Source organism: Vibrio sp. QJM3NY_21 (genome assembly GCF_057785975.1).
Map to the genome: position 1 here is coordinate 3,339,902 of NZ_CM173513.1, position 19,138 is coordinate 3,359,039.

A 19,138-nucleotide genomic window follows, 5' to 3' on the forward strand; every position below is an offset into this window, starting at 1 on the left:
TGTTCTAAAATTCACATTTTCTAAAGACTCTCAGGGTCAAACATACCAACCAACGACAAAAGAAGTGGTTTGGATATGAAGATAACCAAGAATTTTTAGAGAATGGTGGGCGATACCGGGCTCGAACCAGTGACCCCCTGCTTGTAAGGCAGGTGCTCTCCCAACTGAGCTAATCGCCCACGATAGTTTTAATTCCTTCGCGGAGAAAGAATGGTGGGTCGTGCAGGATTCGAACCTGCGACCAATTGATTAAAAGTCAACTGCTCTACCAACTGAGCTAACGACCCAATGGTATCCCGTAGGGGAGTCGAACCCCTGTTACCGCCGTGAAAGGGCGGTGTCCTAGGCCTCTAGACGAACGGGACACTGCAATTTATCTCTACTTTAAAAAGTAGAAACAAACTTCGAAGAACTTGGGAGTTCTTCATCTCTTTGCTTTTCTAAACCTAATCAATCTGTGTGGACACTCATCGTGACTATCTTCGTATAAGGAGGTGATCCAGCCCCAGGTTCCCCTAGGGCTACCTTGTTACGACTTCACCCCAGTCATGAACCACAAAGTGGTGAGCGTCCTCCCCGAAAGGTTAAACTACCCACTTCTTTTGCAGCCCACTCCCATGGTGTGACGGGCGGTGTGTACAAGGCCCGGGAACGTATTCACCGTGACATTCTGATTCACGATTACTAGCGATTCCGACTTCATGGAGTCGAGTTGCAGACTCCAATCCGGACTACGACGCACTTTTTGGGATTCGCTCACTATCGCTAGCTTGCTGCCCTCTGTATGCGCCATTGTAGCACGTGTGTAGCCCTACTCGTAAGGGCCATGATGACTTGACGTCGTCCCCACCTTCCTCCGGTTTATCACCGGCAGTCTCCCTGGAGTTCCCGACATTACTCGCTGGCAAACAAGGATAAGGGTTGCGCTCGTTGCGGGACTTAACCCAACATTTCACAACACGAGCTGACGACAGCCATGCAGCACCTGTCTCAGAGTTCCCGAAGGCACACCTGCGTCTCCGCTGGCTTCTCTGGATGTCAAGAGTAGGTAAGGTTCTTCGCGTTGCATCGAATTAAACCACATGCTCCACCGCTTGTGCGGGCCCCCGTCAATTCATTTGAGTTTTAATCTTGCGACCGTACTCCCCAGGCGGTCTACTTAACGCGTTAGCTCCGAAAGCCACGGCTCAAGGCCACAACCTCCAAGTAGACATCGTTTACGGCGTGGACTACCAGGGTATCTAATCCTGTTTGCTCCCCACGCTTTCGCATCTGAGTGTCAGTGTCTGTCCAGGGGGCCGCCTTCGCCACTGGTATTCCTTCAGATCTCTACGCATTTCACCGCTACACCTGAAATTCTACCCCCCTCTACAGCACTCTAGTTCACCAGTTTCAAATGCAGTTCCGAGGTTGAGCCCCGGGCTTTCACATCTGACTTAATGAACCACCTGCATGCGCTTTACGCCCAGTAATTCCGATTAACGCTCGCACCCTCCGTATTACCGCGGCTGCTGGCACGGAGTTAGCCGGTGCTTCTTCTGTTGCTAACGTCAAGATGTGCAGCTATTAACTACACACCCTTCCTCACAACTGAAAGTACTTTACAACCCGAAGGCCTTCTTCATACACGCGGCATGGCTGCATCAGGCTTTCGCCCATTGTGCAATATTCCCCACTGCTGCCTCCCGTAGGAGTCTGGACCGTGTCTCAGTTCCAGTGTGGCTGATCATCCTCTCAGACCAGCTAGGGATCGTCGCCTTGGTGAGCCATTACCTCACCAACTAGCTAATCCCACCTAGGCATATCTTGACGCGAGAGGTCCGAAGATCCCCCTCTTTGGCCCGTAGGCATTATGCGGTATTAGCCATCGTTTCCAATGGTTATCCCCCACATCAAGGCAATTTCCTAGGCATTACTCACCCGTCCGCCGCTCGACGCCCAACAAATCCTCCGAAGATTCAATGTTGTCGTTTCCGCTCGACTTGCATGTGTTAGGCCTGCCGCCAGCGTTCAATCTGAGCCATGATCAAACTCTTCAATTTAAGATTTTGTGACTCAACGAATACTGACTTCAAAACTAATATTTACCGAAGTAAACATGTAATTCTAAAGCTATTACCATTCCAACAGAATGGTAATGAATTGACTGTGCCAAAATTAAGTAAACTTAACTTTGTATTGGTCACTCAGTTCATTGAAATCAAGTTTGTTACCGAAGTAACTGCTATTACCTAAGTAATAACGTTTTGATATTCATCAACGAGTGCCCACACAGATTGATAGGTTTAAATTGTTAAAGAGCTTTGCTTTCAGTGCCTTAGCACGTAAGCAGGACGCGTATAATACGCTTTCCACTTTGAAAGTCAACATAAAATACTAAGAAAACTTAGAACTCTATGGTGACTTGTCTATTAAATAGACAAAGTCGAATTTAAAGCCTGGCGATGTCCTACTCTCACATGGGGAAACCCCACACTACCATCGGCGCTATTGTGTTTCACTTCTGAGTTCGGCATGGAATCAGGTGGGTCCACAATGCTATGGTCGCCAAGCAAATTTTAAAATTCGGAAAGCTAATCTAAAAGTTATTTCTCTTCAAACTCATTCAAGGTCTGGTACTTCTGAGTCCACAAAACCCCTTGGGTGTTGTATGGTTAAGCCTCACGGGCAATTAGTACAGGTTAGCTCAATGCCTCGCAGCACTTACACACCCTGCCTATCAACGTCGTAGTCTACGACAACCCTTTAGGACACTTATAGTGCCAGGGAAAACTCATCTCAAGGCTCGCTTCCCGCTTAGATGCTTTCAGCGGTTATCGATTCCGAACTTAGCTACCGGGCAATGCCATTGGCATGACAACCCGAACACCAGAGGTTCGTCCACTCCGGTCCTCTCGTACTAGGAGCAGCCCCTTTCAATTTTCCAACGCCCACGGCAGATAGGGACCGAACTGTCTCACGACGTTCTAAACCCAGCTCGCGTACCACTTTAAATGGCGAACAGCCATACCCTTGGGACCGACTTCAGCCCCAGGATGTGATGAGCCGACATCGAGGTGCCAAACACCGCCGTCGATATGAACTCTTGGGCGGTATCAGCCTGTTATCCCCGGAGTACCTTTTATCCGTTGAGCGATGGCCCTTCCATTCAGAACCACCGGATCACTATGACCTGCTTTCGCACCTGCTCGAATTGTCATTCTCGCAGTCAAGCGGGCTTATGCCATTGCACTAACCACACGATGTCCAACCGTGTTTAGCCCACCTTCGTGCTCCTCCGTTACTCTTTGGGAGGAGACCGCCCCAGTCAAACTACCCACCAGGCACTGTCCGTAACCCCGATTCAGGGGCCAACGTTAGAACATCAAAACTACAAGGGTGGTATTTCAAGGACGACTCCATTACATCTAGCGACGCAATTTCATAGTCTCCCACCTATCCTACACATGTAGGTTCAATGTTCAGTGCCAAGCTGTAGTAAAGGTTCACGGGGTCTTTCCGTCTAGCCGCGGGTACACTGCATCTTCACAGCGATTTCAATTTCACTGAGTCTCGGGTGGAGACAGCGTGGCCATCATTACGCCATTCGTGCAGGTCGGAACTTACCCGACAAGGAATTTCGCTACCTTAGGACCGTTATAGTTACGGCCGCCGTTTACCGGGGCTTCGATCAAGAGCTTCGACCGAAGTCTAACCCCATCAATTAACCTTCCGGCACCGGGCAGGCGTCACACCGTATACGTCATCTTACGATTTTGCACAGTGCTGTGTTTTTAATAAACAGTTGCAGCCACCTGGTATCTGCGACTCTCGTCTGCTCCATCCGCAAGGGATTTCACTGATAAGAGCGTACCTTCTCCCGAAGTTACGGTACCATTTTGCCTAGTTCCTTCACCCGAGTTCTCTCAAGCGCCTTGGTATTCTCTACCCGACCACCTGTGTCGGTTTGGGGTACGATTCCTTACAATCTGAAGCTTAGAGGCTTTTCCTGGAAGCATGGCATCAATGACTTCACTACCGTAGTAGCTCGACATCGTATCTCAGCGTTAATGAAAGTCCGGATTTACCTAAACTTTCCGCCTACATACTTGAACCTGGACAACCGTCGCCAGGCCCACCTAGCCTTCTCCGTCCCCCCATCGCAATTGTAAGAAGTACGGGAATATTAACCCGTTTCCCATCGACTACGCCTTTCGGCCTCGCCTTAGGAGTCGACTTACCCTGCCCCGATTAACGTTGGACAGGAACCCTTGGTCTTCCGGCGAGGGAGTTTTTCACTCCCTTTATCGTTACTCATGTCAGCATTCGCACTTCTGATACCTCCAGCAGCCCTTACAGACCACCTTCAACGGCTTACAGAACGCTCCCCTACCCCACATACCCTAAGGTACGTAGCCGCAGCTTCGGTGTATAGCTTAGCCCCGTTACATCTTCCGCGCAGGCCGACTCGACCAGTGAGCTATTACGCTTTCTTTAAATGATGGCTGCTTCTAAGCCAACATCCTGGCTGTCTGAGCCTTCCCACATCGTTTCCCACTTAGCTATACTTTGGGACCTTAGCTGGCGGTCTGGGTTGTTTCCCTCTCCACGACGGACGTTAGCACCCGCCGTGTGTCTCCCGGATAGTACTTACTGGTATTCGGAGTTTGCAAAGGGTTGGTAAGTCGGGATGACCCCCTAGCCTTAACAGTGCTCTACCCCCAGTAGTATTCGTCCGAGGCGCTACCTAAATAGCTTTCGGGGAGAACCAGCTATCTCCAGGTTTGATTGGCCTTTCACCCCTAGCCACAAGTCATCCGCTAATTTTTCAACATTAGTCGGTTCGGTCCTCCAGTTGATGTTACTCAACCTTCAACCTGCCCATGGCTAGATCACCTGGTTTCGGGTCTAATCCTAGCAACTGTACGCCCAGTTAAGACTCGGTTTCCCTACGGCTCCCCTAAACGGTTAACCTTGCTACTAAAATTAAGTCGCTGACCCATTATACAAAAGGTACGCAGTCACACCACGAAGGTGCTCCTACTGCTTGTACGTACACGGTTTCAGGTTCTATTTCACTCCCCTCACAGGGGTTCTTTTCGCCTTTCCCTCACGGTACTGGTTCACTATCGGTCAGTCAGTAGTATTTAGCCTTGGAGGATGGTCCCCCCATATTCAGACAGGATATCACGTGTCCCGCCCTACTCGTTTTCACTGATTATGATGTGTCGGTTACGGGGCTATCACCCTTTATTGCGAGACTTTCCAGACTCTTCACCTGCATCATTAAAAGCTTAAGGGCTAATCCAATTTCGCTCGCCGCTACTTTCGGAATCTCGGTTGATTTCTCTTCCTCGGGGTACTTAGATGTTTCAGTTCCCCCGGTTTGCCTCCTGTTGCTATGTATTCACAACAGGATACTTGCTTATGCAAGTGGGTTTCCCCATTCAGGAATCCCAGACTCAAAAGGTTATTACTACCTAATCTGGGCTTATCGCAAGTTATTACGCCTTTCATCGCCTCTGACTGCCAAGGCATCCACCGTGTACGCTTAGTCACTTAACCATACAACCCGAAAGGGTCTTAGCGTATGGCAACTAACCAAGGTTTTTGGTTGTCATCAAGAAGGGTTAATTCTTGATAACTGTTTGCCGGACTCAATTGTGAATCAAACTAAAGTTTGATTCGAATACAAGACACTTGAATGTGTTTGTTGTGTTTATCTAATGAAAGATAAACATTGAGAACTTTTAAATTTGATTGAATTACTCGCAAGTAAATCAATCAGTCAGCTTTCCAAATTGTTAAAGAGCTTGATTCAAACTAATGAACCATTTTTAAATATTTTCAGATAAAAACACTTAAAGATGGTGGAGCTATGCGGGATCGAACCGCAGACCTCCTGCGTGCAAGGCAGGCGCTCTCCCAGCTGAGCTATAGCCCCATCTTTGTATCTAGTCGATATTGGTGGGTCTGAGTGGACTCGAACCACCGACCTCCCGCTTATCAGGCGAGCGCTCTAACCAGCTGAGCTACAGACCCAATATCGTCTCTTTTACTTTCTAAACCTAATCAATCTGTGTGGACACTCGTCGTGGTATCTTCGTATAAGGAGGTGATCCAGCCCCAGGTTCCCCTAGGGCTACCTTGTTACGACTTCACCCCAGTCATGAACCACAAAGTGGTGAGCGTCCTCCCCGAAAGGTTAAACTACCCACTTCTTTTGCAGCCCACTCCCATGGTGTGACGGGCGGTGTGTACAAGGCCCGGGAACGTATTCACCGTGACATTCTGATTCACGATTACTAGCGATTCCGACTTCATGGAGTCGAGTTGCAGACTCCAATCCGGACTACGACGCACTTTTTGGGATTCGCTCACTATCGCTAGCTTGCTGCCCTCTGTATGCGCCATTGTAGCACGTGTGTAGCCCTACTCGTAAGGGCCATGATGACTTGACGTCGTCCCCACCTTCCTCCGGTTTATCACCGGCAGTCTCCCTGGAGTTCCCGACATTACTCGCTGGCAAACAAGGATAAGGGTTGCGCTCGTTGCGGGACTTAACCCAACATTTCACAACACGAGCTGACGACAGCCATGCAGCACCTGTCTCAGAGTTCCCGAAGGCACACCTGCGTCTCCGCTGGCTTCTCTGGATGTCAAGAGTAGGTAAGGTTCTTCGCGTTGCATCGAATTAAACCACATGCTCCACCGCTTGTGCGGGCCCCCGTCAATTCATTTGAGTTTTAATCTTGCGACCGTACTCCCCAGGCGGTCTACTTAACGCGTTAGCTCCGAAAGCCACGGCTCAAGGCCACAACCTCCAAGTAGACATCGTTTACGGCGTGGACTACCAGGGTATCTAATCCTGTTTGCTCCCCACGCTTTCGCATCTGAGTGTCAGTGTCTGTCCAGGGGGCCGCCTTCGCCACTGGTATTCCTTCAGATCTCTACGCATTTCACCGCTACACCTGAAATTCTACCCCCCTCTACAGCACTCTAGTTCACCAGTTTCAAATGCAGTTCCGAGGTTGAGCCCCGGGCTTTCACATCTGACTTAATGAACCACCTGCATGCGCTTTACGCCCAGTAATTCCGATTAACGCTCGCACCCTCCGTATTACCGCGGCTGCTGGCACGGAGTTAGCCGGTGCTTCTTCTGTTGCTAACGTCAAGATGTGCAGCTATTAACTACACACCCTTCCTCACAACTGAAAGTACTTTACAACCCGAAGGCCTTCTTCATACACGCGGCATGGCTGCATCAGGCTTTCGCCCATTGTGCAATATTCCCCACTGCTGCCTCCCGTAGGAGTCTGGACCGTGTCTCAGTTCCAGTGTGGCTGATCATCCTCTCAGACCAGCTAGGGATCGTCGCCTTGGTGAGCCATTACCTCACCAACTAGCTAATCCCACCTAGGCATATCTTGACGCGAGAGGCCCGAAGGTCCCCCTCTTTGGCCCGTAGGCATTATGCGGTATTAGCCATCGTTTCCAATGGTTATCCCCCACATCAAGGCAATTTCCTAGGCATTACTCACCCGTCCGCCGCTCGACGCCCATTAACGCACCCGAAGGATTGTTAGTGTCGTTTCCGCTCGACTTGCATGTGTTAGGCCTGCCGCCAGCGTTCAATCTGAGCCATGATCAAACTCTTCAATTTAAGATTTTGTGACTCAACGAATACTGACTTCAAAACTATTCTTTATAAATAAAGAGTGTAATTTTAAAGCTATTACCATTCCAACAGAATGGTAATGAATTGACTGTGCCAAAATTAAGTAAACTTAACTTTGTATTGGTCACTCAGTTCATTGAAATCAAGTTTGTTACCGAAGTAACTGCTATTACCTAAGTAATAACGTTTTGATATTCATCAACGAGTGCCCACACAGATTGATAGGTTTAAATTGTTAAAGAGCGTGTTCTCTAAAAAGAGAACGCTTTCAGTGCCTTAGCACGTAAGCAGGACGCGTATAATACGCTTTCCACTTTGAAAGTCAACATAAAATACTAAGAAAACTTAGAACCCTATGGTGACTTGTCTATTAAATAGACAAAGTCGAAATTAAAGCCTGGCGATGTCCTACTCTCACATGGGGAAACCCCACACTACCATCGGCGCTATTGTGTTTCACTTCTGAGTTCGGCATGGAATCAGGTGGGTCCACAATGCTATGGTCGCCAAGCAAATTTTAAAATTCGGAAAGCTAATCTAAAAATTATTTCTCTTCAAACTCATTCAAGGTCTGGTACTTCTGAGTCCACAAAACCCCTTGGGTGTTGTATGGTTAAGCCTCACGGGCAATTAGTACAGGTTAGCTCAATGCCTCGCAGCACTTACACACCCTGCCTATCAACGTCGTAGTCTACGACAACCCTTTAGGACACTTATAGTGCCAGGGAAAACTCATCTCAAGGCTCGCTTCCCGCTTAGATGCTTTCAGCGGTTATCGATTCCGAACTTAGCTACCGGGCAATGCCATTGGCATGACAACCCGAACACCAGAGGTTCGTCCACTCCGGTCCTCTCGTACTAGGAGCAGCCCCTTTCAATTTTCCAACGCCCACGGCAGATAGGGACCGAACTGTCTCACGACGTTCTAAACCCAGCTCGCGTACCACTTTAAATGGCGAACAGCCATACCCTTGGGACCGACTTCAGCCCCAGGATGTGATGAGCCGACATCGAGGTGCCAAACACCGCCGTCGATATGAACTCTTGGGCGGTATCAGCCTGTTATCCCCGGAGTACCTTTTATCCGTTGAGCGATGGCCCTTCCATTCAGAACCACCGGATCACTATGACCTGCTTTCGCACCTGCTCGAATTGTCATTCTCGCAGTCAAGCGGGCTTATGCCATTGCACTAACCACACGATGTCCAACCGTGTTTAGCCCACCTTCGTGCTCCTCCGTTACTCTTTGGGAGGAGACCGCCCCAGTCAAACTACCCACCAGGCACTGTCCGTAATCCCGATTCAGGGACCAACGTTAGAACATCAAAACTACAAGGGTGGTATTTCAAGGACGACTCCATCACATCTAGCGACGCAATTTCATAGTCTCCCACCTATCCTACACATGTAGGTTCAATGTTCAGTGCCAAGCTGTAGTAAAGGTTCACGGGGTCTTTCCGTCTAGCCGCGGGTACACTGCATCTTCACAGCGATTTCAATTTCACTGAGTCTCGGGTGGAGACAGCGTGGCCATCATTACGCCATTCGTGCAGGTCGGAACTTACCCGACAAGGAATTTCGCTACCTTAGGACCGTTATAGTTACGGCCGCCGTTTACCGGGGCTTCGATCAAGAGCTTCGACCGAAGTCTAACCCCATCAATTAACCTTCCGGCACCGGGCAGGCGTCACACCGTATACGTCATCTTACGATTTTGCACAGTGCTGTGTTTTTAATAAACAGTTGCAGCCACCTGGTATCTGCGACTCTCGTCTGCTCCATCCGCAAGGGACTTCACTGATAAGAGCGTACCTTCTCCCGAAGTTACGGTACCATTTTGCCTAGTTCCTTCACCCGAGTTCTCTCAAGCGCCTTGGTATTCTCTACCCGACCACCTGTGTCGGTTTGGGGTACGATTCCTTACAATCTGAAGCTTAGAGGCTTTTCCTGGAAGCATGGCATCAATGACTTCACTACCGTAGTAGCTCGACATCGTATCTCAGCGTTAATGAAAGTCCGGATTTACCTAAACTTTCCGCCTACATACTTGAACCTGGACAACCGTCGCCAGGCCCACCTAGCCTTCTCCGTCCCCCCATCGCAATTGTAAGAAGTACGGGAATATTAACCCGTTTCCCATCGACTACGCCTTTCGGCCTCGCCTTAGGAGTCGACTTACCCTGCCCCGATTAACGTTGGACAGGAACCCTTGGTCTTCCGGCGAGGGAGTTTTTCACTCCCTTTATCGTTACTCATGTCAGCATTCGCACTTCTGATACCTCCAGCAGCCCTTACAGACCACCTTCAACGGCTTACAGAACGCTCCCCTACCCCACATACCCTAAGGTACGTAGCCGCAGCTTCGGTGTATAGCTTAGCCCCGTTACATCTTCCGCGCAGGCCGACTCGACCAGTGAGCTATTACGCTTTCTTTAAATGATGGCTGCTTCTAAGCCAACATCCTGGCTGTCTGAGCCTTCCCACATCGTTTCCCACTTAGCTATACTTTGGGACCTTAGCTGGCGGTCTGGGTTGTTTCCCTCTCCACGACGGACGTTAGCACCCGCCGTGTGTCTCCCGGATAGTACTTACTGGTATTCGGAGTTTGCAAAGGGTTGGTAAGTCGGGATGACCCCCTAGCCTTAACAGTGCTCTACCCCCAGTAGTATTCGTCCGAGGCGCTACCTAAATAGCTTTCGGGGAGAACCAGCTATCTCCAGGTTTGATTGGCCTTTCACCCCTAGCCACAAGTCATCCGCTAATTTTTCAACATTAGTCGGTTCGGTCCTCCAGTTGATGTTACTCAACCTTCAACCTGCCCATGGCTAGATCACCTGGTTTCGGGTCTAATCCTAGCAACTGTACGCCCAGTTAAGACTCGGTTTCCCTACGGCTCCCCTAAACGGTTAACCTTGCTACTAAAATTAAGTCGCTGACCCATTATACAAAAGGTACGCAGTCACACCACGAAGGTGCTCCTACTGCTTGTACGTACACGGTTTCAGGTTCTATTTCACTCCCCTCACAGGGGTTCTTTTCGCCTTTCCCTCACGGTACTGGTTCACTATCGGTCAGTCAGTAGTATTTAGCCTTGGAGGATGGTCCCCCCATATTCAGACAGGATATCACGTGTCCCGCCCTACTCGTTTTCACTGATTATGAGATGTCGACTACGGGGCTATCACCCTTTACTGCGGCACTTTCCAGAGCCTTCGTCTGTCTCATTAAAAGCTTAAGGGCTAATCCAATTTCGCTCGCCGCTACTTTCGGAATCTCGGTTGATTTCTCTTCCTCGGGGTACTTAGATGTTTCAGTTCCCCCGGTTTGCCTCCTGTTGCTATGTATTCACAACAGGATACTTACTTATGTAAGTGGGTTTCCCCATTCAGGAATCCCAGACTCAAAAGGTTATTACTACCTAATCTGGGCTTATCGCAAGTTATTACGCCTTTCATCGCCTCTGACTGCCAAGGCATCCACCGTGTACGCTTAGTCACTTAACCATACAACCCGAAAGGGTCTTAGCGTATGGCAACTAACCAAGGTTTTTGGTTGTCATCAAGAAGGGTTAATTCTTGATGACTGTTTGCCGGACTCAATTTACTTTTTGTTTCCACTTTTTAATAAAAAGTAGAATCAAAAAATGAACAATCATTTCTGATCATTCGAATACAAGACACTTGAATGTGTTTGTTGTGTTTATGCCGTTCTTATTAAATAAGAGCAGATAAACATTGAGAACTTTTAAATTTGATTGAATTACTCGTAAGTAATCAATCAGTCAGCTTTCCAAATTGTTAAAGAGCATAAAGCAAAAAGCTTTAATCAATAACTTACGTTATTAATTAAAGCTCTGGCTTTAACTAAATCTAAACCATCAATCTGTGTGGACACTCATCGTGACTATCTTCGTATAAGGAGGTGATCCAGCCCCAGGTTCCCCTAGGGCTACCTTGTTACGACTTCACCCCAGTCATGAACCACAAAGTGGTGAGCGTCCTCCCCGAAAGGTTAAACTACCCACTTCTTTTGCAGCCCACTCCCATGGTGTGACGGGCGGTGTGTACAAGGCCCGGGAACGTATTCACCGTGACATTCTGATTCACGATTACTAGCGATTCCGACTTCATGGAGTCGAGTTGCAGACTCCAATCCGGACTACGACGCACTTTTTGGGATTCGCTCACTATCGCTAGCTTGCTGCCCTCTGTATGCGCCATTGTAGCACGTGTGTAGCCCTACTCGTAAGGGCCATGATGACTTGACGTCGTCCCCACCTTCCTCCGGTTTATCACCGGCAGTCTCCCTGGAGTTCCCGACATTACTCGCTGGCAAACAAGGATAAGGGTTGCGCTCGTTGCGGGACTTAACCCAACATTTCACAACACGAGCTGACGACAGCCATGCAGCACCTGTCTCAGAGTTCCCGAAGGCACACCTGCGTCTCCGCTGGCTTCTCTGGATGTCAAGAGTAGGTAAGGTTCTTCGCGTTGCATCGAATTAAACCACATGCTCCACCGCTTGTGCGGGCCCCCGTCAATTCATTTGAGTTTTAATCTTGCGACCGTACTCCCCAGGCGGTCTACTTAACGCGTTAGCTCCGAAAGCCACGGCTCAAGGCCACAACCTCCAAGTAGACATCGTTTACGGCGTGGACTACCAGGGTATCTAATCCTGTTTGCTCCCCACGCTTTCGCATCTGAGTGTCAGTGTCTGTCCAGGGGGCCGCCTTCGCCACTGGTATTCCTTCAGATCTCTACGCATTTCACCGCTACACCTGAAATTCTACCCCCCTCTACAGCACTCTAGTTCACCAGTTTCAAATGCAGTTCCGAGGTTGAGCCCCGGGCTTTCACATCTGACTTAATGAACCACCTGCATGCGCTTTACGCCCAGTAATTCCGATTAACGCTCGCACCCTCCGTATTACCGCGGCTGCTGGCACGGAGTTAGCCGGTGCTTCTTCTGTTGCTAACGTCAAGATGTGCAGCTATTAACTACACACCCTTCCTCACAACTGAAAGTACTTTACAACCCGAAGGCCTTCTTCATACACGCGGCATGGCTGCATCAGGCTTTCGCCCATTGTGCAATATTCCCCACTGCTGCCTCCCGTAGGAGTCTGGACCGTGTCTCAGTTCCAGTGTGGCTGATCATCCTCTCAGACCAGCTAGGGATCGTCGCCTTGGTGAGCCATTACCTCACCAACTAGCTAATCCCACCTAGGCATATCTTGACGCGAGAGGTCCGAAGATCCCCCTCTTTGGCCCGTAGGCATTATGCGGTATTAGCCATCGTTTCCAATGGTTATCCCCCACATCAAGGCAATTTCCTAGGCATTACTCACCCGTCCGCCGCTCGACGCCCAACAAATCCTCCGAAGATTCAATGTTGTCGTTTCCGCTCGACTTGCATGTGTTAGGCCTGCCGCCAGCGTTCAATCTGAGCCATGATCAAACTCTTCAATTTAAGATTTTGTGACTCAACGAATACTGACTTCAAAACTAATATTCATGTAAACATGAACATGTAATTCTAAAGCTATTACCATTCCAACAGAATGGTAATGAATTGACTGTGCCGAATAACTACAAGTAGTTAAACGTATTGGTCACTCAGTTCATTGAAATCAATTTTGATTCCGAAGAATCTGTTTTATCTAACGATAAAACATTTTGATATTCATCAACGAGTGCCCACACAGATTGATAGGTTTAAATTGTTAAAGAGCGCTAGCGTTTTGTGATTTACATCTCAGTCGCTAGGGGTGCGTACTATACCTGCACCACTTAGAGAGTCAAGGGTTATTTTCAACTCCTTTTTCTCTACCGATTTCGCTGTGTGACTTTCGTCTCACTCCGTGTCGGTGAGGCGGCATTATAGAGAGATCGACATAGAGCACAAGGGCTTTTTTGAATAAAAGTTTTGTTCGCCTAAAAAGCCACCAGATCCGCATTTTTCGAATAAAAACTAAACATTTGAGACGTATCACAGCAATACATTGGCAAAATGGAAACCATGAACGTAAGATTCATGTATCTATTTTGTTAAGAGTAGATGCGTCTATTTCGTTTATTAATATGTAGTATTCCGATATGAACTCAAAAAAATCGATGTTGTTAATTGTCGCACTAGCTGTTCTAGGTGGCATTGTTTTCTCTCAGGTAGATATACCGCCTGAAATTACCTTTATCCTTGGTGTCTTGGCTTCCGCTTTTGTTGTTAACTTTTCAAGCACCGACTCAAAACCAGGCTCAGAACCTAAAGCATCAACAAAAACACTTTATGTAGGTAACCTTCCATACAAAGCGAATGAGTCACACGTACGTGAATTATTCTCAGAGTATGGTGAAGTATTTGCAGTACGCTTAATGAAAGACAAACGTACTGGTAAAAGAAGAGGCTTTGGATTTGTCGTAATGGCTAGCAATGATGTGAATCATGCTATTTCAGAACTTAACGATAAAGATTACATGCAACGAACTTTAAAAGTGCGAGTTGCAAATGATCCTAAACATCCAGAAACGGACGAAGCTGAACTGAGCTAAATCCTAACTGCTTTAACATGCTATTTAGTGCACTTTCTTTCTTAGGAAGTGCACTACAAAAAACCTCACGCACTCCCCCTTCTTTATCACTACTTTCCAAATCCAATAAATCTTGAACTCGCTTCGCTATCGCTTTACCAGAATCAACCAATAAAACACTCTTACCGAGGACTTGTTGAATCTCTGATTTTATCAGCGGGAAATGTGTGCATCCTAAAACGGCTACATCAATTGTATTGATCATCGGTTGAAGGATGAGTTGCAGCTCTTCAAGGTCAATAGTCTCCCCCCTGAGTTTATCTTCAGCCATATCCACCAGCCGAGTAGAACCTAAAAGTTCGACTCTTTTATTACTTGAGAAGTTTTTGATGAGCTCGTGTGTGTATTCACGAGTAATCGTTGCAGGAGTAGCAATAAGACCCACCGCTTTATTGGCAAGCAGGGATGCAGGTTTGATTGCCGGAACAACGCCAACAATTGGGATTAGATTATTAGCACGCAGTGTAGGTAAGACAATCGTACTTGCGGTATTACAGGCTATTACTACGATATCAATAGCGTGGCTAGCCACAAAGCTAGCGACGATATTTTGGACTCTGCGGACAAGAACTTGTTGATCGAGTTCACCATATGGGTAAGCCTCGTTATCGAATACATAAGTATAGTTATGATTCGGTAGTAACTGGCTTATCTCCTTATATACAGATAGGCCACCCACTCCAGAATCAAAGACCAATATATTTTTTTGCAGACTATCCGACACAACGATTACCTATAATAAATTTCGCTGCAATGATACTCCTTCGCTTAGTTTTCGCCAATCCTCACTCTATATAATGCAAGCTTGATAACGTTGATGAACAAAGCGCTTACCTTGCTCCACATTTTCTAGATCTACCTTGAGCTTACCTTTAAAGCATGGCGCTGATGTCACTAAGGTATGGAACTCGCCATCTTCGCCACATGGATCAACATGACTCGGTAAGCTGTCTATTAGTTCAAGCGTGTATTTTTTCCCGCAATAGCTCATGTCTAATGCATCGCTATCGACCGTGACGAGAAAGGTTTCGATGCCTCTGTCTATTATTTCACTCGCAAGTGCCTGACTGCTCTCTCCCATTAGGGGAAACACACACTCCCAACCCGCTGGTTCTATATAGCTTCTTCGATAATCGGCAATGCCATTACAAAACATGTCTCCAAACGCAACCGCATCGATTGATAAGCCAGAACCTTTAAGTGCAGAGACAATGGTACTTTGATAAATCTCATTACTAGGAAACACTTCCGGCAGCTCAATCGTGATTAATGGTAAACCGACTAATTGCGCCTGCATTGCAACCACATCAATCGGAGTCACTTGGAAAGGAACCTCATCTCCAACATATGTCGTATAGAGAGCGACAACTTCATATTCGGAGCTTTCAAGTAGACGCTCTAGCGTTAATGTCGAGTCTTTACCTGACGACCAACTTATGACGACTTTCTTTTTCATTGATATACCCAATAAGAAAAAACCGCCCGGAGGCGGTTTAGGTGTAAATTAGAATTGGTAAGCTACGTTCAAGTAGTAAGCACGCTCTGCGGCTGGGTACCCTAAAGCCGTTTCGTAGTCTTCATCAAGTAAGTTATCAACACGAGCACTGATCGTAGTGTTCTCATTAGCATAATAGCTAACAGCAGTGTCAACCAATGAGTAGGATGGTAGAGTTACATCACCATATGGCCATGTCCCGTAATCAACATCAGGTCGCTTACCGACATATTGATAGCTTATAGACCAATCGACAACGTCAAATGCCACCAATGCATTCCACTTATACAGCTCTTTTGCTCGGCGCTGCAGTTGCTTACCGTCATCACCTTCTGCATCTTTATAATCAGCACTCAACTGGTGTTGAACAATGCCCGTATCAAACTCGGCAGTCACTTCTACACCTTGAATATGCGTCTCACCGTCAACGTTGATGTACTTATATGTTGTTGGGTGGTAATCGATTAGATTGGTGATCTTGTAATCGTATCCAGTTAATGTCCAATATACGTCTTTCACTAGGCCATAGAAGCCCACCTCAATCGCATCAGACTCTTCTGGCTTAAGATCTTGAGTTCCATAAGACGGATCATACTGCTGGTAAAGGTTCGGAGCTTTAAAAGCTGTACCGTATGAAGCTTTCACACCAAATTCTGGAATAAGTTGATAGCCAGCCCCGACGTTATATGTCGTTTCTGTACCAAATTCTTCATTGTCATCGACTCTTGCGCTTGCCTCTAACGTCGCAGAATCAACAGTGACTGAAGATAGGCCGAATACTGCCAAGTTAGAACGGTCGAATGTTTTATTTGCGTTTTTATCTACATATGATTCATCGCGCCAATCAACGCCACCAGCTAACACAACATTCTTGTTCAATTTATAGCTATTGACCCACTGAACATTGTTTTGTTCTAATTCGTCTTGAGTTCCAGAAGTTTTGCTTTCACCAAATTGATAATTCCAAGAATCTTGGCTTTGTACTGTTGCTTGCATCTCAGAGTGTAATTGGCTGCCTTGATAAGTACCACCAATAGACACTGATAAATCGTCTTTTTCAGACTCCATATAGCTACGTGTACTATATGTATTGTCATATTGGTAAATATTCTCATAAGCACGAACATTACCAAATACACTGAATTGTTCATTCAACTTATGAGTATAACCAATCAAACCATTCAACGTTTCAAAGCCATGGCGGTCGCCATCATTTAAGCCAGGTACGGGCTTAACATTGTAGCCTTCATCGCTCTCATGGCTAATAGCAAGGTTTAACTGACCATTTTCAGAAGTCGCAACGCCGGATGCTAGACTAAGTTCTTGATAATCTAAGCTACCCAAACCAGCACTCAATGTTGTTGACTCATCCGTCGCACGAGCAATCGTAATAATGTTGATTACACCACCAATTGCTTCAGAACCGTATAAAGAAGCTCTAGCTCCTCGTACATACTCGATTCTCTGAACATAACTCAATGGGATCTGGTTGAAATCTACTGCACCTTTTGCTGCACGAGCAAAACGAACACCATCAACTAAAACTAGAACTTGATCAGAACTTGTTCCGCGAACAAATATAGAAGCGAGCTGTCCTCTACCACCATTTTGAGTAATCTGGATCCCTGTTAATCTTCTCAACACCTCTGGGATTGTTTTAGCTTGTGTTCTTTGAAAATCTTGGCGAGTAACAACTTCAACATCAGTTAATGTCGCAGTGGCAGACTGCTCAAAACGGTTAGCCGTTACTACCATGGTTTCGTCAGTAGATGCTTCTTGGGCGTGTAAATTGGAGATAGGTGAAAGCAGCGATGCTACAGCAACCGCTAAAAGGGATTTGTTCATGTTGTGATCCTAAATCGCGTAAATTCCTACCAAACCACATTGTGTGGTTTAGCTACTGGCAGGTATTCGGACTCAAGAGCACAACCTTATGGTTTACCTCATATTCGACTTCCCACAAAAAGCTATTTGCAGTGTCTTTGAATACTCGTTCTCTCTTACCGCTGCGCGTCAGTTCTGGATTCACACCAGATTCCCTCTTCAGCCATCTATACATCCAAATGGCACCAGCTTGCGGGAGATAGTATTAACCTATGAATCATTTGTCTAGTCTAAGATAGTTATAAGCTATAGTTTTCATGCTCGATTTACATTGAATGGCTCTCAACACTGGACAAGCGCCTGTGATTGAATAAAATCTGCGATCTTGATTTAAAAGCACGACAGCAAAAAGGCATAACAATGGCGAATTTAGATGTAAACCCGCAACGCTACCAAGAACAGCTCGCAGAAAAGACTGAGCGTCTTACTGAGATGTTCTCACAATACGATGTGCCTGAGTTGGAAGTGTATGAATCTCCAGAACAACACTACCGCATGCGTGCTGAATTTCGCGTGTGGCATGAAGGTGACGATATGTATTACGTCATGTTCAATCAAGAGACCAAAGAAAAATACCGTGTAGACCAGTTCCCAGCAGCTAGCCGTCTTATCAACGATTTAATGCCTCTACTAACAGATGCAATGAAAGAGAACCACTCTCTGCGCCACAAGCTATTCCAAGTGGATTTTCTTTCTACGTTGAGTGGTGAGATTTTGGTATCACTGCTTTACCACCGTCAATTGGGTGAGCAATGGATTCAAGATGCTAAAGCACTAAAGCAGCAGTTAAACGATGAAGGTTTTAACCTAAACCTGATTGGCCGTGCGCGTAAGATGAAGATCGTACTGGATCGCGACTTCGTCATTGAAAAGCTAGACGTGAATGGTGACAGCTACATCTACCAACAAGTAGAGAACAGCTTTACTCAACCAAACGGTAAAGTAGCAGAGAAAATGCTTGAATGGGCTGTCGACTGTACTCAAGACAGCAAAGGTGACTTATTAGAGCTTTACTGTGGCAACGGTAACTTCTCATTAGCTCTGGCACAAAACTTTGAGCGTGTACTTGCAACTGAGCTAGCGAAGCCATCTGTTGAGTCTGCTCAATACAACATTGCGGCGAACAAGATTGATAATGTTCAGATCATTCGTATGTCTGCGGAAGATTTTACCGTAGCAATGGAAGGTAAGCGTGAATTCCGCCGCCTACAACAAGCAAACATCGATCTAAAGAGCTACAACTGCAACACTATCTTTGTTGATCCACCGCGTTCAGGTATGGACGTTGATACTTGTAAGATGGTTCAAGGCTACGAGCGTATCATGTACATCTCTTGTAACCCTGAGACATTAAAAGAGAACCTAGACATTCTAAGCGAAACACACGACATCACTCGTTTTGCTCTATTTGACCAGTTCCCTTATACGCACCACATGGAAGCCGGTGTATTCCTAGAGCGTAAAGCGTAAGTATCGCTATCTAGGTCGAAGTCGAAGCTAAACAGCAGATACAAA

General features: G+C 46.9%; 5 protein-coding genes, 5 tRNA genes, 7 rRNA genes and 1 riboswitch. Of the genes, 2 read left to right on the forward strand and 15 right to left on the reverse strand.

Going from position 1 to position 19,138, the window contains the following annotated elements; translation table 11 throughout:
* Nucleotides 1-103 precede the first annotated feature (103 nt).
* From AC3CID_RS14955 to AC3CID_RS15010, 12 genes are all read right to left on the reverse strand, one after another.
* Nucleotides 104-179: transfer RNA gene (locus tag AC3CID_RS14955), tRNA-Val, on the reverse strand.
* A gap of 32 nt (nucleotides 180-211) precedes the next feature.
* Nucleotides 212-287, reverse strand: a tRNA-Lys gene (locus AC3CID_RS14960).
* Between the two features lie 2 nt (nucleotides 288-289).
* Nucleotides 290-365, reverse strand: a tRNA-Glu gene (locus tag AC3CID_RS14965).
* 122 nt (nucleotides 366-487) lie between these two features.
* Nucleotides 488-2,042 (reverse strand): 16S ribosomal RNA (locus AC3CID_RS14970).
* Between the two features lie 394 nt (nucleotides 2,043-2,436).
* Nucleotides 2,437-2,552: ribosomal RNA gene (gene rrf, locus AC3CID_RS14975) — 5S ribosomal RNA — on the reverse strand.
* A gap of 98 nt (nucleotides 2,553-2,650) precedes the next feature.
* Nucleotides 2,651-5,544: ribosomal RNA gene (locus AC3CID_RS14980) — 23S ribosomal RNA — on the reverse strand.
* 303 nt (nucleotides 5,545-5,847) lie between these two features.
* A tRNA-Ala gene (locus AC3CID_RS14985) sits at nucleotides 5,848-5,923 on the reverse strand.
* A 21-nt stretch (nucleotides 5,924-5,944) separates the two neighbouring features.
* Nucleotides 5,945-6,021, reverse strand: a tRNA-Ile gene (locus AC3CID_RS14990).
* A 66-nt stretch (nucleotides 6,022-6,087) separates the two neighbouring features.
* Nucleotides 6,088-7,642, reverse strand: a 16S ribosomal RNA gene (locus AC3CID_RS14995).
* Nucleotides 7,643-8,052: 410 nt separating this feature from the next.
* Nucleotides 8,053-8,168 (reverse strand): 5S ribosomal RNA (gene rrf / locus AC3CID_RS15000).
* Between the two features lie 98 nt (nucleotides 8,169-8,266).
* Nucleotides 8,267-11,160: ribosomal RNA gene (locus AC3CID_RS15005) — 23S ribosomal RNA — on the reverse strand.
* Between the two features lie 411 nt (nucleotides 11,161-11,571).
* A 16S ribosomal RNA gene (locus AC3CID_RS15010) occupies nucleotides 11,572-13,126 on the reverse strand.
* Together the 16S, 23S and 5S rRNA genes with 5 tRNA genes alongside form the textbook arrangement of a ribosomal RNA operon.
* Before the next feature lie 626 nt (nucleotides 13,127-13,752).
* Here AC3CID_RS15010 and AC3CID_RS15015 point away from each other — a divergent pair.
* Nucleotides 13,753-14,205 (forward strand): RNA recognition motif domain-containing protein, encoded by a 453-nt coding sequence (locus AC3CID_RS15015; protein WP_488526715.1) that lies wholly within the window; start codon nucleotides 13,753-13,755, stop codon nucleotides 14,203-14,205.
* On the opposite strand, the gene murI is transcribed toward AC3CID_RS15015, so the two are convergent.
* Genes murI through btuB form a run of 3 tightly spaced genes read right to left on the reverse strand, consistent with a single transcriptional unit; the run spans nucleotide 14,168 to nucleotide 17,584 of the window.
* Nucleotides 14,168-14,974, reverse strand: coding sequence for a glutamate racemase (gene murI / locus AC3CID_RS15020; protein ID WP_488525462.1), 807 nt, complete (start codon nucleotides 14,972-14,974; stop codon nucleotides 14,168-14,170). The genes AC3CID_RS15015 and murI overlap by 38 nt on opposite strands.
* Nucleotides 14,975-15,034: 60 nt before the next feature.
* A complete protein-coding gene (locus tag AC3CID_RS15025; RefSeq protein ID WP_488526716.1) occupies nucleotides 15,035-15,700 on the reverse strand; it encodes a Dph6-related ATP pyrophosphatase in 666 nt (221 codons plus the stop codon).
* 48 nt (nucleotides 15,701-15,748) lie between these two features.
* On the reverse strand, nucleotides 15,749-17,584 hold the full coding sequence (gene btuB / locus AC3CID_RS15030; RefSeq protein WP_428784613.1) for a TonB-dependent vitamin B12 receptor: 1,836 nt from the start codon (nucleotides 17,582-17,584) through the stop codon (nucleotides 15,749-15,751).
* A 40-nt stretch (nucleotides 17,585-17,624) separates the two neighbouring features.
* Nucleotides 17,625-17,828, reverse strand: a riboswitch (cobalamin riboswitch).
* A gap of 155 nt (nucleotides 17,829-17,983) precedes the next feature.
* Between btuB and trmA the strand changes: the two genes are divergently transcribed.
* Entirely contained in the window at nucleotides 17,984-19,093 is a 1,110-nt protein-coding gene (trmA, locus tag AC3CID_RS15035; RefSeq protein ID WP_488526717.1) for a tRNA (uridine(54)-C5)-methyltransferase TrmA, read from the forward strand.
* Nucleotides 19,094-19,138 lie beyond the last annotated feature (45 nt).

What these genes read in the sequence shown, in the direction of transcription:
- AC3CID_RS15015 (WP_488526715.1), top strand. Translation starts at nt 13,753, where the DNA reads ATGAACTCAAAAAAATCGATGTTGTTAATTGTCGCACTAGCTGTTCTA.
- btuB (WP_428784613.1), bottom strand. Translation starts at nt 17,584, where the DNA reads ATGAACAAATCCCTTTTAGCGGTTGCTGTAGCATCGCTGCTTTCACCT.
- AC3CID_RS15025 (WP_488526716.1), bottom strand. Translation starts at nt 15,700, where the DNA reads ATGAAAAAGAAAGTCGTCATAAGTTGGTCGTCAGGTAAAGACTCGACA.
- trmA (WP_488526717.1), top strand. Translation starts at nt 17,984, where the DNA reads ATGGCGAATTTAGATGTAAACCCGCAACGCTACCAAGAACAGCTCGCA.